The organism is Salinicola halophyticus (genome assembly GCF_003206695.1).
Lineage (GTDB): Bacteria > Pseudomonadota > Gammaproteobacteria > Pseudomonadales > Halomonadaceae > Salinicola > Salinicola halophyticus.
On sequence record NZ_PZJN01000001.1, the window covers coordinates 272,174 to 295,904 of the forward strand.

The 23,731-nt window shown below is 62.1% G+C and carries 18 protein-coding genes; 10 read left to right on the forward strand and 8 right to left on the reverse strand.

Features of this window, described 5'->3' with window-relative positions; all coding sequences use genetic code 11:
* Nucleotides 1-20 precede the first annotated feature (20 nt).
* The 7 genes from DOM58_RS01180 to prfB all read right to left on the reverse strand — a co-directional run bounded on the left by DOM58_RS01180 (nt 21) and on the right by prfB (nt 6,746).
* Nucleotides 21-530, reverse strand: coding sequence for a GNAT family N-acetyltransferase (locus DOM58_RS01180; RefSeq protein WP_245392101.1), 510 nt, complete (start codon nt 528-530; stop codon nt 21-23).
* A gap of 118 nt (nt 531-648) precedes the next feature.
* On the reverse strand, nt 649-1,557 hold the full coding sequence (locus DOM58_RS01185; protein WP_110691445.1) for a hypothetical protein: 909 nt from the start codon (nt 1,555-1,557) through the stop codon (nt 649-651).
* Nucleotides 1,557-1,868, reverse strand: coding sequence for a BolA family protein (locus tag DOM58_RS01190; RefSeq protein ID WP_075560804.1), 312 nt, complete (start codon nt 1,866-1,868; stop codon nt 1,557-1,559). The genes DOM58_RS01185 and DOM58_RS01190 overlap by 1 nt, the downstream gene beginning before the upstream one ends.
* 95 nt (nt 1,869-1,963) lie before the next feature.
* A complete protein-coding gene (locus DOM58_RS01195; RefSeq protein WP_110691446.1) occupies nt 1,964-3,364 on the reverse strand; it encodes an MFS transporter in 1,401 nt (466 codons plus the stop codon).
* Between the two features lie 43 nt (nt 3,365-3,407).
* The gene (locus DOM58_RS01200) at nt 3,408-3,797 is read right to left on the reverse strand and encodes a hypothetical protein (RefSeq protein ID WP_110691447.1); all 390 of its coding nucleotides are present in this window, start codon (nt 3,795-3,797) and stop codon (nt 3,408-3,410) included.
* A 213-nt stretch (nt 3,798-4,010) separates the two neighbouring features.
* Nucleotides 4,011-5,558, reverse strand: a complete 1,548-nt coding sequence (gene lysS, locus DOM58_RS01205) for a lysine--tRNA ligase (protein WP_083627625.1) — start codon at nt 5,556-5,558, stop codon at nt 4,011-4,013.
* Nucleotides 5,559-5,647: 89 nt separating this feature from the next.
* Nucleotides 5,648-6,746 (reverse strand): peptide chain release factor 2 gene (gene prfB / locus DOM58_RS01210; RefSeq protein WP_110640452.1). Its coding sequence is split into 2 segments (ribosomal slippage): nt 5,648-6,670 and nt 6,672-6,746, totalling 1,098 coding nucleotides; the frame shifts between segments, so codons are not numbered across the junction.
* A gap of 232 nt (nt 6,747-6,978) precedes the next feature.
* On the opposite strand from prfB, the gene DOM58_RS01215 reads away from it, so the two are divergent.
* The 10 genes from DOM58_RS01215 to DOM58_RS01260 all read left to right on the forward strand — a co-directional run bounded on the left by DOM58_RS01215 (nt 6,979) and on the right by DOM58_RS01260 (nt 20,299).
* Complete coding sequence (locus DOM58_RS01215; protein WP_110691448.1) at nt 6,979-8,556, forward strand: peptide ABC transporter substrate-binding protein; 1,578 nt, start codon at nt 6,979-6,981, stop codon at nt 8,554-8,556.
* Between the two features lie 278 nt (nt 8,557-8,834).
* Nucleotides 8,835-10,433, forward strand: a complete 1,599-nt coding sequence (locus DOM58_RS01220) for a peptide ABC transporter substrate-binding protein (protein WP_110691449.1) — start codon at nt 8,835-8,837, stop codon at nt 10,431-10,433.
* A gap of 30 nt (nt 10,434-10,463) precedes the next feature.
* Nucleotides 10,464-11,387 carry a C40 family peptidase gene (locus DOM58_RS01225; RefSeq protein WP_110691450.1) on the forward strand — a complete coding sequence of 308 codons (924 nt, stop codon included), beginning with the start codon at nt 10,464-10,466 and terminating at the stop codon, nt 11,385-11,387.
* Nucleotides 11,388-11,585: 198 nt separating this feature from the next.
* Nucleotides 11,586-13,190 carry a peptide ABC transporter substrate-binding protein gene (locus tag DOM58_RS01230; RefSeq protein WP_110691451.1) on the forward strand — a complete coding sequence of 535 codons (1,605 nt, stop codon included), beginning with the start codon at nt 11,586-11,588 and terminating at the stop codon, nt 13,188-13,190.
* A gap of 97 nt (nt 13,191-13,287) precedes the next feature.
* On the forward strand, nt 13,288-14,871 hold the full coding sequence (locus DOM58_RS01235; protein ID WP_110691513.1) for a peptide ABC transporter substrate-binding protein: 1,584 nt from the start codon (nt 13,288-13,290) through the stop codon (nt 14,869-14,871).
* Between the two features lie 43 nt (nt 14,872-14,914).
* Nucleotides 14,915-15,841, forward strand: coding sequence for an oligopeptide ABC transporter permease OppB (gene oppB, locus DOM58_RS01240; protein WP_075560796.1), 927 nt, complete (start codon nt 14,915-14,917; stop codon nt 15,839-15,841).
* 160 nt (nt 15,842-16,001) lie between these two features.
* A complete protein-coding gene (locus tag DOM58_RS01245; protein WP_110691452.1) occupies nt 16,002-16,976 on the forward strand; it encodes an ABC transporter permease in 975 nt (324 codons plus the stop codon).
* A gap of 10 nt (nt 16,977-16,986) precedes the next feature.
* Complete coding sequence (locus DOM58_RS01250) at nt 16,987-18,588, forward strand: ABC transporter ATP-binding protein (protein WP_075560795.1); 1,602 nt, start codon at nt 16,987-16,989, stop codon at nt 18,586-18,588.
* A gap of 121 nt (nt 18,589-18,709) precedes the next feature.
* The gene (locus DOM58_RS01255) at nt 18,710-19,027 is read left to right on the forward strand and encodes a hypothetical protein (RefSeq protein WP_110691453.1); all 318 of its coding nucleotides are present in this window, start codon (nt 18,710-18,712) and stop codon (nt 19,025-19,027) included.
* A 156-nt stretch (nt 19,028-19,183) separates the two neighbouring features.
* Nucleotides 19,184-20,299 (forward strand): porin, encoded by a 1,116-nt coding sequence (locus DOM58_RS01260; protein WP_110691454.1) that lies wholly within the window; start codon nt 19,184-19,186, stop codon nt 20,297-20,299.
* 201 nt (nt 20,300-20,500) lie between these two features.
* On the opposite strand, the gene DOM58_RS01265 is transcribed toward DOM58_RS01260, so the two are convergent.
* Nucleotides 20,501-23,701: a hypothetical protein gene (locus tag DOM58_RS01265; protein WP_110691455.1), complete on the reverse strand. Its 3,201-nt coding sequence runs from the start codon at nt 23,699-23,701 to the stop codon at nt 20,501-20,503.
* Nucleotides 23,702-23,731 lie beyond the last annotated feature (30 nt).

Genomic DNA, 23,731 nt, shown 5'->3' on the forward strand with positions numbered 1-23,731 from the left:
CACGGCACCAATCCGCGACCCTATTCTTCTGGCGACGCCCGCTCCTGACTCAGCTCCCGCGACATCAGCAGCGCATCCTCGCCTCGCCCATCTTCACCCCGATAATAACCCTGCCGCTGACCATCGATGACGAACCCGGCTTGCTCGTAGAGACGTCGAGCCGCCAGATTCGACTCTCGAAGCTCGAGCAGCAATCTCTCCGCCCCGCGCGCCATCGCACTCTCCGATACCCAGGCCAGCAACCCACGCGCCAGACCATGCCGCCGCTCGGCGGGCAGAACGCAGATCGACTGCAGCTCGGCGTCGAAAGGCAGGTGGGCCAGGACGGCCGTCGCCCGCAGCTCGGCACCCTCGGCCGACCACATTCCCCAGACTTCGTAATCGCTATCGGTCAGCGCAGCACGCAACAACGCTTCCGACCAGGCATCGTCGTTGGCCAGGCGCTCGAACGCCAGCAGCGCCGGCAGATCGTCCATGCCGAGCCGGACCGGGGCAAGATCGGCTGGGAAAGTGTCGGTAAGAGAGATCACGTGGCGCTATCCGGAAAGCATGGAAAAAATCGACATCGAGGAAGGCCGAGATGGGCAGAGGTCGATATCGTCAGTCAGCGGATCGATAGATGCCGGACTCGGCAAACAATCGTGCCGCTCATGCCCGCGGGGTAGCGCCCTGCCGCCAGGCAGTGGCCAAAGACTGCAGCCGTGACCAGCATTCCCGCTTGGCATCAGCGGAAGTCAGCAGATCGTCGGGGTGAGGCAGCGAATGGCAGGTCCAGCCGACGTCGCTCCCGGCGTCGTCATCGGAACTGTTTCTTCCGGCGCTGTTTTCGGCATTCTTTTCGACATCGTTCAACAGCGGCGCCCAGATTTCGTCGCCCACGACGATGGCACCGTCGATCGTCAGGCCGTGGCGCTGGGCCTGGCCGGCACAGAACACCTGAATACCCTCGCGAGCCTCGTCGGCCGGGTCGCTTGCCGGCACGTCCATCAACGGCCAGGAGAGGCTGGACAGCGCGGCTCCATCGCCGGGAACGCCGACACTTCTCAGCATCTGCGCCAGCAGCGCGTGGCCGGCGGTCGACAGCGGCCGGTCACCGGGGAGCATCAGCCACCAGCGATCGCCGATCACCGCAAGCGACAAGGTGAAGCGAAGTGGGTCGGCGAGCACCGGGCGCTTTGCCACCTCTCCGGCCGAACCCACCGGCGCAGATGCCGAAGGAGAGGCTTGACGAGGCGTCGCCGCCGATGACGAAACGGTCGCTGGAGAGACTCCTTCTAGCAGCGCTCGGGCCCGCGCGGGCGGCGAAGCGGCCGGCTCCGACGGAACACCGATCTCGGGCTCCGGAGCGCTGACCGCGGAATGTTCGCGCGCCACCGGGGATGACGGGGTCTCCAGCAGCGCCTGCAGGCGCTGCCCCGGGGCCGGCTTGTCGGGCTCGGCCGCCACCTGCCACTCGCCCTGCTCAGTGGGACTGGCATTGACGAACCGGTATCGCGAGGTCCAGGGGGTGATGCCCATCGCCTCGAGATACTGAAGACGTCGAGGATCGGCGATCACTACTGGCCGCCCCCGCCGCGGCAATTGGGCGAGTCCGGGCGGACTTCACCTCGCGCCGCCCACTGCTGCGGCGTGTAGAGATGCAGCGCCAGCGCATGGACCGGGCCGGCGAGCTCGTCGGCCAGCAAGCTGTAGATCAACTGATGGCGCTTGACCGGCATCAGACCCTCGAACTGGCCGGAAACCAGCGTCACCTTGAAGTGAGTTTCCGAGTCCGGTGGCACATGGTGCATGTGACTCTCGTTCTCGACCGTCACACTGACCGGCTCGAGCGTCTCGAGCTTCTCTTCGATACGTGCCTGAACACTCATGACAGCTCCTCCTGTGCCAACCGGATCATTGTAACGCCTCACCCGCCGCTGGGGCGACGGCCCGAGAAAATGAGATGCCGGCTCGACGGGTGACGTCAGCGCCGATAGTTTTTGGAATAGTTCTTGGCGGCCATCGGCGTACGATAGAGACTCAACGCCAGGGCAATCACCACCGAGGCGCACCCCAGCCATAGCGCCAGCGTCAACGAACCGAACGAGAGCCCGAGAATCAGCCCTACCAGCGCCGTCCCCACGGACTGACCGAAGGTGCGCACCGACGCCAGTACGCCGGAGGCATTGGCGCTCAACTCCACCGATACGCTGCCGATCATCTCGCGATTATTGGGGGCCTGGAACAGCCCGTAGCCCACGCCGCAGAGCGCGGTTCGCCAGACCACGTCGAGGTTGCTCGAATCGGCATCCAGCCCGGTTAGCGCCAGCATGCCGAACAGAAACAGCCCCAGCCCGGTCGAGCTGATCAGTGCGGGGTTGCCCTTGTCCGCCAGCCGCCCGGCCAGTGGCCCGATGATCATGATCACCAGCGGCCAGGGCGTGAACAGTACCGCCGACATGATCGGCGAAACCCCCATCACGGTCTGGTAGAGGAACGGCAGCCCGACGAATGCCACGCCCTGCGCCAGGAATGCAAACATCGACACGACGGCAGCGAACGAGAAGCGCGGCTCGGCGAACAGCGCCAACGGTAACAGCGGACTGGCGACATGGCGTTGGCGATAGATGAACCCCACCAGACAGATCACGCTGAGCGCCAGCGTCATCAGCGCCAGCGCGCCACCGTTGCCATGACCCAGTTGATCGAGGGCAAAGACGCTGCCACTGAGCATGACGATCGACATCAGCGCCCCCCAGATATCGATCCGCCCGGCAATGGGCTTTTCTCGCGGCAGCGCACGGACGCCCAGTACCAGCGCCAGCAGCCCGATCGGCACATTGATGGCGAACAGCCACGGCCAGCTCGCCACGTGCAGGATCAACCCGCCCAGCGACGGCCCCGCGGCGATGCCAAACGCCACCGTCAGCGCGCTGAGCCCGATCGCCGATCCCAGCAGGCGCGTGGGAAAGATGATGCGATAGAGCGATGGCCCGATGCTCAGCATGGCCGCGGCACCGACCGCCTGCAGCCCGCGCATCACCAGCAGGAACTCGAACGAGCGTGCCAGCGCACAGCCCAGAGAGGCCACGGTGAAGAATATCAACCCGCCGAGATAGAGACGATGACGGCCGATGCGCCGGCTCACCGCAGCGAAGGTGAGCAATAATGCGGCGGTGATCAGCTGGTAGACGTTGGCGATCCAGATGGACTCGGAACCGCTGATCGCCAGCTCTTTCGCCAGCGTGGGCAGCGCGATGTTGACGATACCGCTATCCAGCACCGCCATCTGGGTGCCGGTGATCATCGCTAACAGCGCCAGCTTGCGTTCACGCCCCGGCAGACCGTCGTCGCCGGGACGCTCTTCGAACAATCGCTTCAGCATGTGGTGAAAAGGCGGTCAACGCCGCCGTCGTAGAGCACCCGGGTCATCGGTCTTCGTCGGTCTCCATCAGCAGCTCATCGTCGACTTCGGACGTTTCCAGCTCGACCTCGTCGTCGAGATCAACCGCCAGATAGCTGTGCTCGAGGGTCAGAAACTCCTCGAACAGCGCCCAGTTGAGGCTCTCCGGCCACTGGCGCTGGTCCTCTTCCCAGGCCCGCAGTTCGGACTCGAGGATGTCGCTGTAACGCTCTTCGACATAGGCGAGCAGCGCTTCCGGCGTATCCATCTCGGGGATCAGATAAACCGTATTTTCGCCGGCAATGTCGTCGAGGGTCAGATCGTCTTCACCGAGAGTCGGCTCCAACGAGTTGACCCAGTCGACGAACGCCTGGGTCGGCTTGACGCTCAGCGCGGAACGGTTGAGCAGCTTCATCGGTGTCACCTCTTTTTGGGAACCGCTCGGAGTCGGCGGAAATCGAACCGCAGCCATTATGGGCGCTAGCCGCGCTCGTGACCAACAACTCTTGCCCGGCTTCGCCGCGAGCCGCGAGCCGCGAGCCGCGAGCCGCGAGCCGCGACTGCAAGTCTCACCAGAAACACAAAGCTCGTAGCTCGTAGCTCGTAGCTCGTAGCTCGTAGCTCCGTATTATTCCGGGCGCATCGCCGGGAACAGCAGCACATCCCGAATGGACGGGCTATCCGTCAGCAGCATCACCAGACGGTCGATGCCGATGCCCTCGCCGGCAGCCGGCGGCATGCCGTACTCCAGCGCGCGCACGTAATCCGCATCGTAATACATCGCTTCCAGATCGCCGGCGTCCTTCTCTGCCACCTGGGCGGCAAAGCGCTCGGCCTGATCCTCGGCATCGTTGAGCTCAGAGAAACCGTTGGCGATCTCGCGCCCGCCGACGAAGAATTCGAAGCGATCGGTGACATGCGGATTGGTATCGTTGCGCCGCGCCAGCGGGCTGACCTCGGCCGGATATTCGGTGATGAAGGTCGGCTGGTCGAGCCGGTGCTCGGCGACTTCCTCGAAGATTTCGGTCTGCAGCTTACCCAGACCCCAGCTCGGCTTGATCTGGATGCCGAGCCGCTGACAGGTTGCCGTCGCCCCGTCGATCGTATCGATCTCCGCCTCGCCGATGTTCTGCTCGGCACCGTATTCGAGAATTGACTGACGCAGGGTCAGGCGGCGAAACGACTGTCCCAGATCGTACTCGGTCCCCTGGTAGGTGACGGTCGTGGTACCCAGCACCTGTTGCGCCGCATCGCGGACCATCGCCTCGGTCAGATCGAGCAGATCGCGGTAATCGGCGTAGGCCCAGTAGAACTCGAGCATGGTGAATTCAGGGTTGTGACGCGTCGACAGGCCCTCGTTACGGAAGTTGCGGTTGATCTCGAACACCCGCTCGAACCCGCCCACGACCAGGCGCTTGAGATAGAGCTCCGGGGCGATGCGCAGATACATGTCGATATCCAGCGCGTTGTGGTGCGTCGTGAACGGCCGCGCCGTGGCCCCGCCGGGAATCGGCTGCAGCATCGGCGTTTCGACTTCCATGAAACCGCGCTCGACCATGAAGCGACGGATCGCGGCGATGACGCCGGAACGAACCTCGAACACGCGCCGCGACTGCGGGTTCATGATCAGGTCGACGTAGCGCTGACGATAGCGGGCTTCGAGATCGGTCAGGCCGTGGAACTTGTCCGGCAGCGGCCGCAGGCTTTTGGTCAGGAGCTTGGCCTCGACCAGCATCACGTAGAGATCGCCCTTGCCCGATTTGTGGACCGGACCGCGACCGGCGACGATATCGCCGATGTCCCAGCTCTGGATGTCTTCCAGCAGCTCGGCGGGCAGGCCCTTCTTGTCGACGTAGAACTGGATCTGACCGGAGACGTCCTGGATCACCACGAACGGACCACGCTTGCGCATGATCCGCCCGGCCACGGCCGCCTGACGATCGAGCGACTCGAGCTCGGGCTTGTCCTTGTCGCCCAGTTCCGCCTGCAGATCCGCCGCCAGACTGTCGCGCCGGAAGTCGTTGGGGAACGCGCTGCCGCCCCGCTCCGCCGCCTGCTCGCGACGTGCCGCCAGCTTGGCCCGGCGCTCCGAAATCAGCCGGTTTTCTTCCTGCGCGTCATTCTGCGATTCAGAATGCGCCTCGGAATGAGATTGCGGATTGTCCTGGTTCGCCATGTCGTCGCCTGTCGAAAATTGAAATAAAGCCGCGAGCCGCGAATGCAAGTTGCAGCCAAAACGCATCGCTCGTAGCTCGTAGCTCGTAGCTAGAGACCCTGTTTCAAACTCGCTTCTATGAACTGATCCAGATCCCCATCGAGCACCTTGTCGCAGTTGCTGCTCTGCACGCCGGTGCGCAGGTCCTTGATCCGCTGATCGTCGAGCACGTAGGAGCGGATCTGACTGCCCCAGCCGATATCCGCCTTGCTGTCCTCGGCCTGCTGTTTGGCCTCGTTGCGCTTCTGCATCTCGTGCTCCCACAGCCTCGCCTTCAGCTGCTTCATGGCGAAGTCGCGGTTGGCGTGCTGGCTGCGCTGACTCTGGCACGCCACCACGATGCCCGTCGGCTCGTGGGTGATACGCACGGCCGAATCGGTGGTGTTGACGTGCTGACCGCCGGCGCCGGAGGAGCGATAGGTGTCGGTACGCAGATCGGCCGGATTGATCTCGACCTCGAACTTGTCGTCGACTTCCGGCGACAGAAACACCGACGCGAACGAGGTATGACGGCGACCGCCGGAGTCGAACGGGCTCTTGCGCACCAGGCGATGGACGCCGGTTTCCGTTCTGAGCCAGCCGAAGGCGTACTCGCCCTGCACGTGAATGGTGGCGGACTTGATACCGGCCACTTCGCCTGCCGAGACTTCGGTCAACTCGGCCTTGAAGCCGTGATGTTCGGCCCAGCGCAGATACATGCGCAGCAGCATGTTGGCCCAGTCCTGGGCCTCGGTCCCGCCGGAGCCGGCCTGGATATCGAGATAGGCGTTATTCTCATCCATCTCGCCGGCGAACATGCGCCGGAATTCGAGCTTGTCGAGCTGACCCTCGAGATACGCAAGCTCCTTGCGTACTTCGTCGATGGTCGCGTCGTCCTCTTCCATCACCGCCAGTTCGAGCAGCTCGCGATTGTCGGTGAGGCCGCTGTCGAGCGTGTCGATCGTCTCGACCACCGCCTCGAGCGAAGCACGCTCCTTGCCCAGCTTCTGGGCATAGTCCGGATCGCTCCAGACATCCGGGTTTTCCAGCTCGCGGGAGACTTCTTCTAGCCGGTCTTTCTTCTCGGCATAGTCAAAGATACCCCCTCAGGACGTCTGTCCGTTCGGACAGGTCCTTGATGAGGTTGTTGATCGGGTTGATCTCTTGCATGGGGCTCCTGCCAACGTCGCCACCGGCGTGGCGAACGGTCCCGGGATACGGAAACGATCGACTCGCCGAAAAAAGGAGGCCTATTGTAGCCAAACCCCGGCATAGCGTCATCCCGCACGGCGCGGCCGGGCGCGATACGCTAAGGTGAAAAAATCACCCGCTGCCGATCCATGATCTTTTGTCCGCGATCATCGTTCGACCACCGACAATCATTCAAAGGGATGACGTTTTCATGTTACCGACTCGACTCGCAGCCGCCATTGGCCTCACTGCCGGATTGACCGCCCTGCCGCTTCAGGCCGCGACGCTTCAGGTGGGCATCTCCGGCGACCCCGCCTCGCTCAGCCCGGCCAGGATCACGGGCGGCGTGTGGGAAGAGGATGTCCTGCGGGATATCTTCGAAGGCCCGATCGCCATCGATGCCGACGGCCAGATCATTCCCGGCGCCGCCGAGAGCTGGGATATCTCCGACGACGGCAAGACCTACACCTTTCATCTACGTGACGGCCTCGAATGGTCGGACGGCGAGCCGTTGACCGCCGACGATTTCGTCTACGCATATCGTCACCAGGTCGATCCGAAGACCGCCTCCAACTATGCCCATCGCCTCTACCCGGTGGTCAACGCCCAGGCGATCAATTCCGGCAGCAAGCCGCTCGATTCGCTGGGCGTGGAATCCCTGGACGACGGCAGGACACTCAAGATCACCTTGAACGCCCCTACCGTCTATTTTCTCAAGACCCTGGTGCTGCCGTTCGCCTATCCGATCCCGAAGCACGTCGTCGATGAGTTCGGCGATGACTGGAGCGATCCGTCGCATATCGCGGTCAACGGGGCGTTCAAGCCGGTGAAGTGGGTCTCCAACACCGAGCTGGATACGGTCAAGAACGATCGTTTCCACGACGCCGACAACGTCAGCCTGGACGGCGTCGACTATTTCCCTCTGGAGGACAAGAACGCCGGCATCCAGCGCTTTCGCGCCGGAGAGCTGGATATCCTGCGTGACTACCCGGCGGCGCAGTATCCACGGCTGTCGGAAAACCTGCCGGACGCCACCCACCTGTTTCCGTCACTGGGCACTTACTACTACGTGTTCAACCTTCGCGACGGCTCCCCCGTCGCCGACAAGCGCGTGCGCGAGGCGCTGAGTCTGGTCATTCGCCGCGACGTGATCGCCAAGCAGCTGCTGAAAGGTGGCGTCGAGCCGGCGACCTCACTCGTTCCCCCGGGCACCAGCGATTACCAGGCCCAGTCCCAGCCGGGGCTCAACGACGACATGGACAGTCGACTGGCCAGAGCCAAATCGCTGATGGAAGAGGCCGGATACGGCCCGAACAAGCCGCTCGAACTGACTCTGCGTTTCAACAGCGGCGACGAGCACCGTCAGATCGCGGTGGCCGTGGCAGCGATGTGGAAGCCGCTGGGAGTCGACGTCGAACTCAGAAATACCGAAGCCAACGTCCATTACGCCGATCTGATGGAGGGCGATTTCCAGGTCGCCCGCGCCGCCTGGATCTCCAGCTACGATGATCCTCAGAATTTCCTGCAGCTGCTGTCGGCGGAGACCAACAATTACGGCGGCTACCAGGATGCCGATTACAATCGGCTGATCAGCCAGTCGGACGCCGAGCAGGACCCGGCCAAACGCAGCAAGCTGATGGCCCAGGCCGAAGCGCTGGCCCTGGCCGACTATCCGCTGACCCCGATCTATACCTATAGCTCGCGCAACCTCGTCGATCCCGAAGTCGAAGGCTGGAAAGACAACGCGCTGGATATGCACGCCTCGCGCTGGGTCGATCTGCCAGAGTGAATAGACCAACGTCTAACGGGGATCGAATGCAAGGCAAAGGTGGCGTATCCGCCGCCTTTGCGGTCCTCTATGCGTGAAATGAAACAGGCCATCGAGCATTTGAATTAGACGGCTCATGAGGTTCGCGCGAAGGTACTGCATTGAATCTACGGGCCATACCGGCCATCGGTCGGGAACGCATTCGGATCGGCTCCTTCTCGGCGCTGCCCCGTCAAGATTTCCACCACGAATGTTTCACAACGAAATGTTTCACAACAACAAGCCGGAGCGCTCCATCCATGTCGAAGACGTCCCTCCCCCGCACGCTGTTTCCGCTCAGTGCTTTGGCGCTGGCCACCTCGCTGATGGCATCGCCGGCGTTGGCCGAGACACTCAACATCGGCGTCATGGGCGAGCTCGCCTCCTTCGATACCTCGCAGGTTTCCGGCGGCGTGTGGGAGTCTCAGGTGTTGATGGACGTCTACGAAGGGCTGTTCAAGAAGTCGCCGGATGGCGAGCTGCTGCCGGGCATGGCGACAGACTGGGAGGTCTCCGACGATGGCAAGACCTACACCTTCCAACTGCGTGAAGGCGCCAAATGGTCCGACGGCGAGCCGGTCACAGCCGAGGACTTCGTGTTCGGCTGGCAGCATCTGCTGGCGCCGGAGAACGCCTCCAAGTACGCCTACATGCTCTATCCGATCGTCAACGCGGAAGCGATCAACACCGGCGACAAGGCCGCGGACACGCTGGGAGCGGAATCTCTCGATGGCGGCAGGACGCTCAAGGTCACGCTCAACCACGCCACGCCCTATTTCCCGCAACTGCTGACCCACTACACCTCCTACCCGGTACCCAAGCACCTGGTCGACGAGTACGGCAAGGATTGGGTAAAGCTCGACCACATCGCCACCAACGGGGCGTTCAAGCCGGTGGACTGGGTCTCGCAGTCGAAGATCAGCGTCGAGAAGAGCTCGACCTACTACGATGCCAACGATGTCTCCCTGGACGGCGTCAACTACTTCACCACGGAAGATCGCAACGCCGGCATCTCGCGCTTCCGCGCCGGCGAGCTGGACGTGCTGCGAGAATATCCCTCCAGCCGTTACCAGTGGCTGACCGAGAACCTCCCCGACGCCACCCACATGAGCCCGTATCTTGGCTCCTATTACTACGTGCTCAACAACCGCGAGGGCAGCCCCACCGCCGACAAGCGCGTGCGCGAAGCGCTCAACCTGGCGGTCCGTCGCAACGTGCTCTCCGAGCAGATCATGGCCGGCAGCTTCAAGGCCTCGACTGCCATGGTCCCGCCGGGCACCAGCCACTACGACGTCCAGCAGATGGATCTCGGCAGTGACGACATGAACGCGCGCATGGCCAAGGCGAAGGAACTGTTGAAGGAAGCCGGATACGGGCCGGATCACCCGCTGGATCTACGCCTGCGTTACAACACCAGTGACGAGCACAAGAAGATCGCCATCGCCGTTGCCGCCATGTGGAAGCCGCTGGGCGTCAACGTGCAGATGATCAACTCCGAAGCGACCGTCCACTACCAGACCATTCAGCAGGGCGATTTCGACGTCGCCCGGGCCGGCTGGATCGCCGACTACGACGATGCCGAGAACTTCCTCACCCTGCTGCACACCGGTGTCGGCAACAACTACGGCGCCTACTCCAACCCCGAGTACGACAAGCTGATGGACCAGGCGGCTCAGACCCTGGATCTGGATGCCCGCGAGAAGCTGCTCGAGAAAGCGGAGAACGTGGCCCTGAACGACTATGCGTTCATTCCCATGCTGACCTACGTCACCCGCAATCTGGTGAACCCGAAGCTCGAAGGCTGGGCAGACAACGTCGAGGACGACCATCCGTCCCGCTGGGTTCACTTCACGGAGTAATCGCGTGAATGACGCTCAGCGAGGCTTGACGTGAGTTGCGTAGGTGTTGCCGTCGCCGGATTGTGGACATCCCCCGAAGCGCCGAGAGCCATCGACTCCCCGGCGCTGGCCGACCCGGTGCTGCTGGAGCAGTGGCTGGCCGATCTGGACGACGACACCCGCCTTGCCCTGTGCCAGGAGAAGCGGCTCGCCACGCAGGTCCTGCTGGACACGCCGGTCGAGATCCTCGAGCGAACGGTCGATAGCCAGGGCCTCGAATGGTGCCACGTGGTGGTGCCCAGCCAAGCCTCCTCGCTCGACGATCGCGGCTATCCCGGTTGGCTGCCGGCGCGACAATTACACGATGCCCCCGGCTGCCGGCCTGATCACGACGACAGCGCTTGCGTCATTGCGCCAATCACCTGGTTGAGAGGTTTGCCGTCGGGCGAGTCGCTGAAGTTGAGCTTTCTGACGCGGCTGCGCCTGGCCACGTCTCCCGACGGTGAAGACCCCTCCCGCGTCTGGGTGGAGACGTCGCTCGGCCTGGGTTGGTTGCCACGCGACAGCGTCCATCTGCCGGGCGAGGGTTTTCCGGCGACTGCCGCGACGCTGGAGACGCTGGGGCGGCGCTTCGACGGCCTGCGCTATCTGTGGGCCGGCAACTCGAGCTTCGGCTACGACTGCTCAGGGCTGGTTCACAGCCTGTTCGCCGCCGTGGATATCGCATTGCCGCGCGATGCTCACGATCAGGTCAAGACGGGGCAGCCGGTCGAGCCAGGCGAGCGACGTGCGGGCGATCTGCTGTTTTTCGAGAAGCCCAACGACGAAGGCCGGCTGGTGGTCGATCACGTCGCGCTCTATCTCGGCGAGGATCGGATGCTGCATTCGCCGACCAACAACGCGCGGATCGAATGTCGTCGCCTCGGCGGCAGCGATTATGCAAGACAGTTGTGCGCCGTGCGCCGCTATTTTTGACGGGCGCTGTCTTTGATGGGCTATGTCTTAGACGGGCGATGTCTTTGAAGGGCGATGTCTTTGAAGGGCTGCGTCTGACGAGAAAATCGGCGGCAGACGCAGGGTAGCGCTAGTATCGAGTCGGGAGCGGTTTCCCGGTACGACCATCGACGACAACAAATCGGCGACAACAAGCGACGACAACGGACGAACTCGATCATGCCCGAATTCCATTACCGCGCCGGACGCCGGCGCCGCCTGTGGCTACCCCTGCTGCTGGGGACGCTCGTATTTGCCAACACCACCCTGGCCGCAACCCTGGAGATCGGCATCCAGGGCGAGCCGGCCTCGCTGGATACCGCGCGGATCGGTGGCACCACCTGGGAAAACGACGTCCTGGGAGATCTCTTCGAGGGCCTGGTCACGTTGGACCCGGGCGGTGACTACATTCCCGGCGCGGCCAGCAGTTGGGACATCAGTGACGACGGCACCGTCTATACCTTCAAGCTGCGCGACGACGCCAACTGGTCGGACGGCGAACCCGTGGTCGCCGACGATTTCGTGCTCGCTTTCCAGCGCCTGTTCGATCCGGCCAATGGCGCGGTCTACGCCAGCCTGTTCTACCCGATTCGCGGCGCCGAAGCGCACACCAAGGGTGAAAAAGACGCCCCGGCTCTCGGCGTCGAAGCCGTCGACGCCAAGACGCTGAAGATCACGCTCAATCAACCGACGCCCTACTTCCCGACGCTGCTGGCGCATATCGCGGCGTCGCCTGTGCCATCGCATCTAGTCGAGCAATTCGGCAACGACTGGACCCAGATGGACCACATCGCCACCAATGGCGCCTTTACCCCGGCCAGCTGGGTTTCCCACGATCACATCGCCGCGCGCAAGAACCCCGAGTTCCATGCCGCCGGCGACGTGGCTCTCGACGGCGTCGACTACTATCCGGTCGAGGATCGCAGCGCCGGCCTCCAGCGCTTCCGCGCCGGAGGTCTGGATATCGTCCGCGACTTCTCGCCGGATCGATATCAGTGGTTGCAACAGAACCTGCCCGACGCCGTTCATCTCGCGCCGCAGCTGGCCAACTATTACTTCGCGCTCAACCAGCGCGATGGCCACCCGACTGCCGACAAGCGCGTGCGCGAAGCGCTCAACCTGGCCATCCGTCGCGATGTCATCGCCAAGCAGATCATGGGTGGCGTCGTTTCCCCCGCCAGCGGTTTCGTGCCCGACGGCGTCAGCCATTTCGAGGCCCAGACCATGCCTGGCCTGGATCAGTCGATGGACGACCGGGTCGCCAAGGCCAAAGGCCTGCTCGAGGACGCCGGCTACGACGCCGACCATCCGCTGGAACTGACCCTGCGCTACTCCACCACCGAGGCCAACAAGCGCATCGCCGTGGCGCTGGCCGCGATGTGGCAGCCGCTGGGCGTCGAGACGCAGCTGATCAACGCCGAAGGCGCGGTTCACTACGCCGAGCTTGCCGCCGGCAACTTCGATGTCGGACGCGGTAGCTGGGTCGCCGATTTCGATGATGCCAGCAACTTCCTCGGCATTTTGCAGAGCGATTCGCCCAAGAACTACGGCGGCTACCAAAGCGATGCCTTCGATCAGCTGATGGATCAGGCCAGCCGCGAAACCGACATGGATGCGCGTCAACGACTGCTCGAGCAGGCCGAGCGCCAGGCGCTCTCCGACTATGCGGTGGCGCCGATCTACGTCGACGTCTCGCGCAATCTGGTCAATCCGGAGCTGGCCGGGTGGAAAGACAACGCGCTCAATCGACACCTGTCGCGCTGGTTCTCGCTCGAGGCCGATTGACGACATAACAACTCGAATCACCAGCCCGTCGAATCGCACAATGGCTGCGATCGGCGGCCGGGGGACGCATTACACGATGACTTCGAAACACCACAAGATGATTTCACCTCGAACATTGGCCGCGCTGGGAAGCCTCACGCTGGGCGCTTTGGCCGGCCCGGCACAGGCCTTTTCGGTCGATATCGCCAACGGCGCCGAGCCGGGCTCTCTCGATCCGCAGAAGACCAACGGCGTCTGGGAAACCCGTATCACCCGGGCGCTGTTCGAACGGCTGGTCAGTTACGCTGCCGATGGCAGCCTCGAGCCTGGCCTTGCCGAAAGCTGGGAGATCAGCGACGACGGCAAGACCTACACTTTCCATCTCCGCGATGCCGAATGGTCGGATGGCGAGCCGATCACCGCGGACGACGCCGTGTTCGCGCTGCGCCGTGTGCTGGAACCGACGATCGCCAACCAGAACGCCAATCTCTATTACCCCATCGTCAACGCTCGAGCGATCAACACCGGCAAGAAGGACGGCAGCGCGCTCGGCGTCGAGACCGTCGACACCCACACGCTGCGCATTCACCTCACCCAGCCCACCGCCTGGTTCCTGCAGGCGCTGGCGATGACCGAAGCGTCACCGCTGCCCGAGCACGTGCTGGCCAAGGCTGGCGATGGCTGGGTCGAGCCGGGCAACACCGTCTCCAGCGGCGCCTTTACGCTGAGCCAGTGGCAGCCGCAGTCGCAGATCGTGGTGACCAGGAATTCGCGCTACTACGACGCCGACGAGGTCGCCGTCGACAAGGCCGTGTTCTATCCGATCGACGATGCCAACGCCGCGCTGAATCGCTTCCGTACCGGGGAGATGGACATCGCCTATTCGAGCGTGCCCGCCTCGCGTTTCGACTGGGCTCGGGAAAACCTGGGCGAGGCGCTTCGGGTCGGGCCGCTGACCGCCGAATATTTCTACATGTTCAACCTCCACGACGGCCAGCCGCTGGCAGATAAACGCGTCCGCGAAGCCCTCAACCTGGCCGTCCGCCGCGACGTCATCACCGACCAGATTCTGGGTCAGGGCCAGACACCCTCGTTCTGGTACGTGCCGCGCAACACCGCCAATGCACCGCAGGGCGAACTCGAGTTCGCCGAGCTGTCGCTGGACGAGCGCATGACACGCGCCAGGAAGTTGATGCAGGAAGCGGGCTACGGTCCCGATCATCCGCTGCATCTTCGGCTCAATTACAACACGCTCGAGGATCACAAGAAGATCGCGGTGGCCGTGGCCGCGATGTGGAAGCCGCTGGGCGTGGAGGTGGAACTGATCAACGCCGAAGCCGCGGTGCACTACGCCACGATTCGAGAAGGCAACTTCGAAGTCGCGCGCTACGGCATGGTGGCGACCATCAACGATCCGTTCGATTTTCTCAATGCCTACGCCGACAACGGCTCGGCCAGCCAGAGCAGCGGCTATCACGATGCGGAGTACGACGCGCTGGTCGCCGCCAGCACGGCGGAGCTCGATCCGCAGAAACGCCGCCAGTTGATGACCCGTGCCCAGCAGCGACTGCTGGACGACTACGCGCTGCTGCCACTCTACGACTACGTCTCCGTTCACCTGGTCTCTCCCCGACTTCAGGGCTGGGAGAGCAATCCGATGGACGTTCACCCGCTGCGCTATCTCCAGGAGAGCGAGCAATGATTCTCTCTAATACGCCGCTGCGTTCAGGCTCAGGTGATTCCGCATGCTGATCTACACCCTCAAGCGCCTGTTGCAGGCGATCCCCACGTTGCTGATCGTGATCACGATCTCGTTCTTCCTGATGCGGGTGGCACCGGGCGGGCCGTTCGACGGCGAGCGCCAGCTGCCGCCGGAGATCGAAGCCAACCTGATGGCGGCGTATCACCTCGACGAGCCGCTGCCGATGCAGTATCTGCGCTACATGGGCAATCTGCTGCAGGGCGATTTCGGGCCGTCGTTCAAGTACAAGGACTTCTCGGTTACCGAACTGATCATGCAGGGGTTCCCGGTCAGCCTGGAAATCGGGGGGCTGGCGATTCTACTCGCACTGATTGTCGGGCTGCCGCTGGGCATCGCGGCGGCGATCAAACGCAACTCGACCGTCGATTATGTGGTCATGGGAACGGCGCTGACCGGTATCGCGGTGCCCAACTTCGTGCTGGCACCCATCTTCGCGCTGGTGTTCGGCGTGCTGCTGGGCTGGCTGCCGGCGGGCGGCTGGAACGGCGGCGCCCTGCCCAATCTGGTGCTGCCGGTGGTAGCACTGTCGATCCAGCAGATCGCCTATATCGCCCGGATGATGCGCGCCAGCATGATCGAGGTGCTGGGTAGCCACTTCATCCGCACCGCCCGGGCCAAGGGTCTCAACGAAGGCGAGGTGCTCTGGCGCCATGCGATTCGCCCCGCCCTGCTGCCGGTGATGTCCTATCTCGGTCCGGCCATCGCCGGGATCATCACCGGCTCGGTGGTGATCGAGCAGATCTTCGGCATCCCCGGTATCGGCCGCTATTTCGTCCAGGGCGCCCTCAACCGCGATTACACCCTGGTGATGGGCACCGTGGTCTTCTACGGCGTGCTGATCGTGTTGATGAACCTGATCGTCGACCTGCTCTATTCCGCGCTCGATCCGCAAATTCGCTATGACGACTGATTCATTACAACAACGTCGCCATGACAACGAATCGACCATGACAACGAATCGACCATGACAACGAATCGACCATGACAACGAATCGACCATGACAACGAATCGACCATGAAAAAGACCGATCCACAACTTCATTCATGCTTACAACCCGGGGAGGCCGCTGATGACCAGTGACACCAAGCCCTACAGCGGCGAACAGGCCCAGGGTGCGCCGCTGCCCGCCGGCGGCCCCAATCCGCCCCGCTCGCCGGAGCCGGAAGCCGACGTCGCGCCGGTGGGCGCTGCCCCTATTGGTGAAAGCCTGGCCAAGGATGCCTGGCGACGGCTCTCTCAAAACCGGGCTGCCATGCTCAGCCTCGGTCTGCTGATCGCCATCATCGTGGTGTGTATCGTCGGTCCGTGGCTGCTGCCATGGGGACTCGCCGAGGTCGACTGGAATGCTTTCGGCACAGGCCCCACGCTGGAAAACGCGCATTATCTCGGCACCGACGCCAACGGTCGCGATCTGCTCACCCGCGTGCTCTACGGCGGACGCGTCTCGCTATCGGTGGCACTGGTCGCGTCGTTCGTCAGTCTGGTGATCGGCGTACTCTACGGCGCGATCTCGGGCTATCTGGGCGGCCGCGTCGACAACTACATGATGCGTTTCGTCGATATCATGTATTCGCTGCCGTTCATGTTCCTGGTGATCCTGTTGATGGTGGTGTTCGGGCGCAACATCTTCCTGATCTACGCCGCCATCGGGGCGGTGGAGTGGCTCGACATGGCACGCATCGTGCGCGGCCAGACGCTGGCACTGAAGCGGCGGGAATTCATCGAGGCCGCCCATGCGCTGGGCGTGCGCGACACCAAGATCGTCACCCGCCATCTGATTCCCAACGCCATCGGCCCGGTGATCATCTACGTCACCCTGACCGTGCCCAAGGTGATCCTGCTCGAGAGCTTCCTGTCGTTCCTGGGCCTCGGCGTGCAGGAACCGCTGACCAGTTGGGGCGTACTGATCTCCGAAGGCGTCGACATGATGGAGAGTGCGCCGTGGATGCTGCTGGTACCGTCGATCTTCCTCGCGCTCACGCTTTTCTGTCTCAACTTCCTGGGCGATGGGCTGCGAGATGCCCTCGACCCCCGCACGCGCTGAGGACATATCGATGACTCAATCTCTGCTCGAAATCGACAAGCTCAGCGTCACTTTCCAGCTGCCCAATGGCCCGGTGACGGCGGTCAAGGACGTCAGCTTCTCCATCGCCGAAGGCGAGACGCTGGCGCTGGTGGGCGAATCCGGCTCCGGCAAGTCGGTGACATCGACCGCCGCCATGCGTCTGCTGCCGGAGCTTGCCGAGACCAGCGGTGCGATCCGCTTCAACGGCGAGAACCTGCTGGAGGTTACGCCCAAGCGCATGCGCCGGGTTCGCGGCAACGATATCTCGATGATCTTTCAGGAGCCGATGACCTCGCTCAACCCGCTGCATCGCATCGGCCGCCAGATCGGTGAAGTGCTGATCCGTCACAAGCAGCTCAAGGGCAAGGCCAACCGCCAGCGCGTGCTCGAGCTGTTGAATCAGGTCGGCATTCCCGAGCCGGAACGACGCATCGACAGCTACCCCTACGAGCTCTCCGGCGGTCAGCGACAACGCGTGATGATCGCCATGGCCCTGGCCGGCGAGCCCAAGCTGTTGATCGCCGACGAACCGACCACGGCGCTGGACGTTACCGTACAGGCGCAGATTCTCGAGCTGCTCAAGTCGCTGCAGGCCAAATACGGCATGGCGATTCTGTTCATCACCCATGACTTGAGCATCGTTCGGCACTTCGCCGATCACGTCGCGGTGATGCGCTACGGCGAAGTGGTCGAGAGCGGCCGCACGCTCGATGTCTTCGACAACCCTCAGCACGAATACACCCGCATGCTGCTGGACGCGATTCCGCGCGGACGCAAGGAGCCCGCGCCGGCGGATTCGCCGGTACTGCTGAGCGGGCAAGACGTCAAGGTGCGCTTCGCGCTCAAGAAGCGTCTGTTCGGCAAGAACGAGTACTTCGAGGCCGTGCGGGGTATCGACCTGTCGATTCGCCGCGGGCAGACGCTGGGTATCGTCGGCGAGTCCGGTTCCGGCAAGTCCACGCTCGGCCGCGCCCTGCTGCGGCTGCTGAAATCCGAAGGTGAAATCCGCTTCGAAGAGGCCGACATCTCCGGGCTCGACAAATCCGGGATGCGCCCGCTGCGCTCGCGCCTGCAGGTGGTGTTCCAGGATCCCTTCGGCTCGCTCTCTCCGCGCATGACGGTAGGCGACATCATCAGCGAAGGCCTCAAGGTTCACCATCCCGAGCTGAATCGTCGCCAGCGCGAGGCCGAGGTCATCGCGGCACTCGAGGAGGTCGCGCTGGATCCGTCGATGCGTAATCGCTATCCGCACGAATTCTCCGGCGGCCAGCGCCAGCGCATTGCCATCGCCCGCGCGCTGATCCTCAAACCCGAGCTGCTGCTGCTCGACGAGCCGACCTCGGCGCTCGATCGCTCGGTGCAGGTGCGCGTCATCGATCTGCTGCGGGACCTGCAGAAGAAGCACGGCCTGACCTATCTGTTCATCAGCCACGATCTGTCGGTCGTTCGCGCGCTCTCCGATGATGTGCTGGTGATGAAAGAAGGTCGCGTCATCGAACAGGGCTCGACGGAGATGATCTTCAGTCAGCCCAAAGAGGCCTATACCCAGGCGCTGCTCAAGGCGGCGTTTCTGGAAAGCGAAGCGGCCTAGCGCCCTTCTCTATCCAATAATAATAGATTTGGCCGCAGGCGCCTCACGGCGTCTGCTTAGGGCGCTTGCGGCTAAAAAGCGGGGAATAGCCCCAAAACCCACTCCTGCAAGGGAGCTCAAGATGTTCTTGAACATGAAGTCCATAACAACAGGACTCTTCACCACCGCCGCCGTCGTGGCATTGGCAGGTTGTCAGAACTACACCCCGGCGGGTGACGGTGCTGGCAGTTTCGATCGTGGCAAGCTGGAAATGAGCTTATCGCCAGCGGTGGTCGAGCAATTCAACTCGCTCGACAGCAATGGCGACGGCGTCATCGATGTCAGCGAAGCGCGCTCGAATTCGGACCTGATGGGTGCCTTCGGTACCGCTGACGTCGATAGTGATCGGCAGCTGTCGCTCGAAGAGTTCGCCGATAGTCAGGCCACCGATAACAACTAATCGCTCGAGCGATCACGGATCATCAATCAAGTGGCGCTTTTATCAATCGAGTCGACCTTTTTATAAATCCCGTGGACCTTTTTATAAATCCAGTGGACTCCGGTTTATAAAACGAATGACCACTTTCTACAAAAACAGTCAGTAAGAGTCATTACCATGAATAAAACTTTCTTGGCGGGTATCGTCGCCACCGGGACGCTTGTGGCCAGTCAATCCGCACTGGCCTTGACGCTGTACGAAACCACCCAGGACAAAGTGACCTTCAGTGGCCGTATCGCGGCGGGAAGCAGCTTCGTCGATGACGTGCATGACGATCACGATCCGACCAATGCCGGGTCACGTATTCGTCTGATTCATGAACACAACTTCAAGGGCGGCTGGTCATCGATCGCCCGCGCCGAGTGGGGCTTCGATCCCTTCTACGAGAACGGCGAAGATGCACACTACAAGCGACTGCTCTATGCCGGCGTCAGCCATGACGATTACGGCACCATTCTGGTCGGCAAGCAGTACTCACTGTGGTACGACATGGTGGGCGTCTGGACCGACTGGTTCTGGTACAACGGGGCGACAGCGCAGGGTTCGTTCAGCGGCGCTTCCAGCGATGGCGGCTTCGATGGCAACGGCCGGCCCGATAATGCCATCTCCTACAAGAACAGCTGGGGAGACTGGACACTGGGTGTGCTCTATCAGACTTCCAGAGACGACGTTCCCAGCTCCGTGGGCTATAGCGGCAACCTCACCGGCCTGGATCGGAAATACACCGCCCAAGGTGCGGCGGTCTACCAACCGCGCGATGACCTGTCGCTGGGCTTGACCTATACCCATAGCGATATCGATGGCGAACTCCGTGGTGGCGACAACACCGACGAAAATGTCGATGCCGCCCTGCTCGGCGCGCGCTGGACGCCCGGGAACTGGTATTTCGCGCTGACCGCCGGGGAATATCACAACCTGGTTCGTGACGGCGACTTCAGCGGAGTCGAAAACGGCGACGGGATCGTCGACGAGGCGCGGGGTTACGAGGGTGTCGCGCTCTACAACGTCAAGGGTCAGGTTCCCGGCACGGTGCAGCTCTATACCGGTCTCAACCGGCTGGAAGATCGCGACTCCGATGCCCGCAACGCGTTCTATCTCGCCGGCGCGGCGTGGATGCTGTTCGACGACAATCTAATCCTCGCGCTCGAACAGAAGTTCGACGACTCGAAAAACGTCGACGACAGTGACTACAGCAACGACGAGACCGACCTGCTGGTACGCTACAACTTCTGATCCCACGTACATGGAACACTCTGGCAGGAGTGCTCCATGGACACACTCTGCCGAAAAGAGGCCCGAAGGCATCTCGTAACATGGTTTCTTCGATCGATTGCCGTTGCCCTGCGCAGCGGCTTTTTTTATCCGCCTCGCCAATGGCTCATGGAGGCACGGCGGAGCTTCCACCTTCGATCGTTTTCAGGACATCCATTAGGCTCAGGCGATATCAAGAAACTTCTTGAGATCGTCGAGATCGTTGTAATCGTCGGTACTTCCGAACAGCTCGTCGACCTGCGCCGCGAGACGCTTGTTCAGCACGCCATCATCGTGGGTGATGTCGTAAAGCTCCTTGAGGTAGCCGGTGAACTTGTCGAACTCGCCGTCGATCTTGCTGTTGGCGTTCGGCGTAAGCACGTACCAGGTTCCCGACTTCTTGAAGTAGACTTCGCCATTGTCGAACACCCGGATGGAGGCCACATCGACCTTGTCCATGTCCTCCTTGAAATCTCCGAAATTACCCGGGCTCCCCTTGTCGCCGAAGATATTGACGACATCAGGCTTTTCGTCCCAGGCGGCGGGGTCTTCCGCCTCGATGTAATTGCCGATGGCATCGACATCGTTGTAGCGATCGGTCTGGGCGAACACGCCATCCATCTCGTCGATACGCTGCTGACTTCTCTCCCCGTCTGGATGCGCGAGATCGTAGAGCCCCTTGAGGTAGTCGATGATCTCGGTGCGAGTCTCCTTGTCCGAGTGACTGTCGCCGGCCTCGGGGTCGATGATCTGCCTGACGCCATCTTTCACGAACACGACGCGGCCATCATCGACGAGCTCGATGGAACCGATATCGACCCGGTCGATATCCTCTCTGAAGTCGCTGAAGGTGCCCGCGCCGCCACTATCGCCATATCGGGGCAGACCGGATTCGTCCGCAGGATCCAGTATTTCCGTGTCCGTATCGCCCCAGGGACGCCAGTCATCGGTTTTGTAGTAGCTGTCCTTGCCGTTCTGTCGTGTGGTGCCGCCATCCAGATGTTTTTCCCAGAGATTTTTCTCGTCCGGGTCGCCGTCCTTGTGTAGATGAGGCGCCAGGCGCGGCAACGAGCTGCCCTTCTCGCCCTCGGTATTCTGGAAGTGTTCCCATTCGTCGGCCTGATACTCGAAGATCGACTGGTCGTCGGGCGAGTCGCGCCCGCCATACATGTAGGACTCGTAACGGGCGAACTCGAGCTTGTCGCCCCAGTCCTCCTCGGTCACGCCGTACTCGGAGAGATCCTTGAAGAACTGCCCCTGGGAGTCGGTCAACTTCTGCAGCTTCTTGTGGTTGATCGCCTCGGCGATCAGCGTCCCGGCGATACCGAAAATAGTGCCGACGACACCCAGTACCGGTCCAGCCACCCGCGCTCCCATGAACACACCGCTCATCACGCGGGTACCGATTCCGCCGATATTGGCGGCCAGATTGCTCCCGCTGGGGGCGAACATCGACACCGTATTGGCGATCGCCATGCCGGTGCCGGAAGCACCGAGCCCGATCTGAAGGCCGGCCCCTGCCCTTTCCAGCGCGGTGTCGGCATCCTTGAGCTTCTTGACGCCGCTGACGAGGTCCATGACGCCACCGGTGATATCCAGTCCGGCGCCCCCCATGAAGCGAAGGAACGAACGACCGGCATTCTTGGCGATATCCCCGCCCGAGGTGCGAGACCCCGTGTCGATCATCTGATTGCCCAGATTTTCCGCCAGCTTCTCGAAATTCTTGCGCCCGTTCTCGTCGAGATCATCCAGCGGGATCCCCTGATTGCCCAGATTCTCGGAGGCCTTGTTGACTCGGGTACTGATCGCCTCGGAGAACAGGTCAGCCTTGGCGTCGGCACCCGTTTTCCAGATATCCGGGAAATTGTCGCCCAGAAGGCCCAGCCACGAGGTCGCCTGCGCTCGGGGGACTCCCCCTTCGACGCCGGGCACATCGACCTTGCCCGACAGTTGCTCGATGAGGTTCGAGCCGAATCGGGCGAAATCGTTGCCGAAACTCAGCGCACCGACCAGATCCCTGACCGCGGCGACGCGCTCGTCCGTGGACATGTCGTCCCAGCCGCCGTTGGAAATCTGCATGCCGCCACTGATCAGGCTCATCGTGCCACTCATCGCGCCCAACGTGCCGGTGGAGCTTGCCGAATCGAGCAGCTTCTTGAAGGTCCCTCTTTCCGCCTCGGGCAGCGATTTCAGGTTGTCGTTGATGACCGACTGGAACAGCTTGTTCTTCTCATTCTGGTTGATCCCAGGACGATTGGTGACTTCGGTCGCCAACTGCAGCGCCTTGGCCAGCTGTTTATGACCCTCCGGTGACAGATTGGGTAGTGACTGCTTGAAGGACTCCAGATCCTTGTTCAGCGTCTGATAGGCATTATAGGACTTGTCGGACTTGTCGAGACTCTGAAGCGTGCTGTTAACGCCGGCCTGCACGATATCGATCGTATCCCGCAGACCAATGCTAACGTTTTCGGCATCTACCGAGTCGGGATTCTCCATGTAGGAGTCCAACTGGTGCGTCATCATGTTTTGATCGAAAGTCTGCTTCCGATCCTTATAGCTATCCGGCTCCAGCGCCTGTAGCGCTTCGAAGTAGTTGTCGACCTCATCCTGGAGCTTATCTGTCAGTTCTTCATCGTCCGTTGCCTCCGCCTTCTCCTTCATGGCGATGACGTAGTCTTCGAAGCCCGGATTGGGGTCCTTGCTGTCGGGCTCGAATAGCGCCTTGTCCACCCTGTCGGCGATATCCGTCCTGGTATCCTCGGGGATGCTCTCGATCGCGCCTTGCAGGGCATCGTCGTAACGCTTGCTGATACCTTCCTTCTGCATCAGGCCGGAAATCTGTTTGGCCAACTCGTCTTCGTCGATGATCGCCTTGGCGTCATCGCCCGTAAGGTGCGTCGGGTCCGTCTGGGTTTGGCGGTAGGTCGAGCCGCCAGACTCCATCAGCTCGACGTAGCCGTAGAGATCGTAGCCGTTTTCGGTGGCGCCCTGAGCGTCGATCAGATCGACCAGTTTCGCTTCATCCGAATCCTCGGCGAGTTTTCCACCCTTCACGTCGTCGCGGATACCGTTGATGAAATCCTCGGCGGCTTTCTCGCCCACGGTCTTGTCGTCACCGACCTTGACCTCCAGCAGCCCGTCTTCGGAGAAATCGGGAATGTCGTACTTCTTGCGAATCTCGTCGACACTCAGATCCGAATCTCCCGAGACCTCTTCTGCGTCATCCTTGCCACCGGTTCCCTTGGTTTTGCCGCTCTCCTTGCCTTCCGACTTTCCTGCCGCGACGGCTTTCACCAGGGTGGCAAGCCACTCGGTGGAGCCAGCATTGGAATCCGTCTTTTCCAGCGACTTAACATCCTGGTCTGAGTTCACGGACGATGCCATCGATAGCCTCCTGAGCCATGGGATGGAAGA

What these genes read in the sequence shown, in the direction of transcription:
- DOM58_RS01190 (WP_075560804.1), bottom strand. Translation starts at nt 1,868, where the DNA reads ATGAGTGTTCAGGCACGTATCGAAGAGAAGCTCGAGACGCTCGAGCCG.
- DOM58_RS01195 (WP_110691446.1), bottom strand. Translation starts at nt 3,364, where the DNA reads ATGCTGAAGCGATTGTTCGAAGAGCGTCCCGGCGACGACGGTCTGCCG.
- DOM58_RS01200 (WP_110691447.1), bottom strand. Translation starts at nt 3,797, where the DNA reads ATGAAGCTGCTCAACCGTTCCGCGCTGAGCGTCAAGCCGACCCAGGCG.
- lysS (WP_083627625.1), bottom strand. Translation starts at nt 5,558, where the DNA reads ATGGCGAACCAGGACAATCCGCAATCTCATTCCGAGGCGCATTCTGAA.
- DOM58_RS01215 (WP_110691448.1), top strand. Translation starts at nt 6,979, where the DNA reads ATGTTACCGACTCGACTCGCAGCCGCCATTGGCCTCACTGCCGGATTG.
- DOM58_RS01220 (WP_110691449.1), top strand. Translation starts at nt 8,835, where the DNA reads ATGTCGAAGACGTCCCTCCCCCGCACGCTGTTTCCGCTCAGTGCTTTG.
- DOM58_RS01230 (WP_110691451.1), top strand. Translation starts at nt 11,586, where the DNA reads ATGCCCGAATTCCATTACCGCGCCGGACGCCGGCGCCGCCTGTGGCTA.
- DOM58_RS01235 (WP_110691513.1), top strand. Translation starts at nt 13,288, where the DNA reads ATGATTTCACCTCGAACATTGGCCGCGCTGGGAAGCCTCACGCTGGGC.
- oppB (WP_075560796.1), top strand. Translation starts at nt 14,915, where the DNA reads ATGCTGATCTACACCCTCAAGCGCCTGTTGCAGGCGATCCCCACGTTG.
- DOM58_RS01245 (WP_110691452.1), top strand. Translation starts at nt 16,002, where the DNA reads ATGACCAGTGACACCAAGCCCTACAGCGGCGAACAGGCCCAGGGTGCG.
- DOM58_RS01250 (WP_075560795.1), top strand. Translation starts at nt 16,987, where the DNA reads ATGACTCAATCTCTGCTCGAAATCGACAAGCTCAGCGTCACTTTCCAG.
- DOM58_RS01255 (WP_110691453.1), top strand. Translation starts at nt 18,710, where the DNA reads ATGTTCTTGAACATGAAGTCCATAACAACAGGACTCTTCACCACCGCC.
- DOM58_RS01260 (WP_110691454.1), top strand. Translation starts at nt 19,184, where the DNA reads ATGAATAAAACTTTCTTGGCGGGTATCGTCGCCACCGGGACGCTTGTG.
- DOM58_RS01265 (WP_110691455.1), bottom strand. Translation starts at nt 23,701, where the DNA reads ATGGCATCGTCCGTGAACTCAGACCAGGATGTTAAGTCGCTGGAAAAG.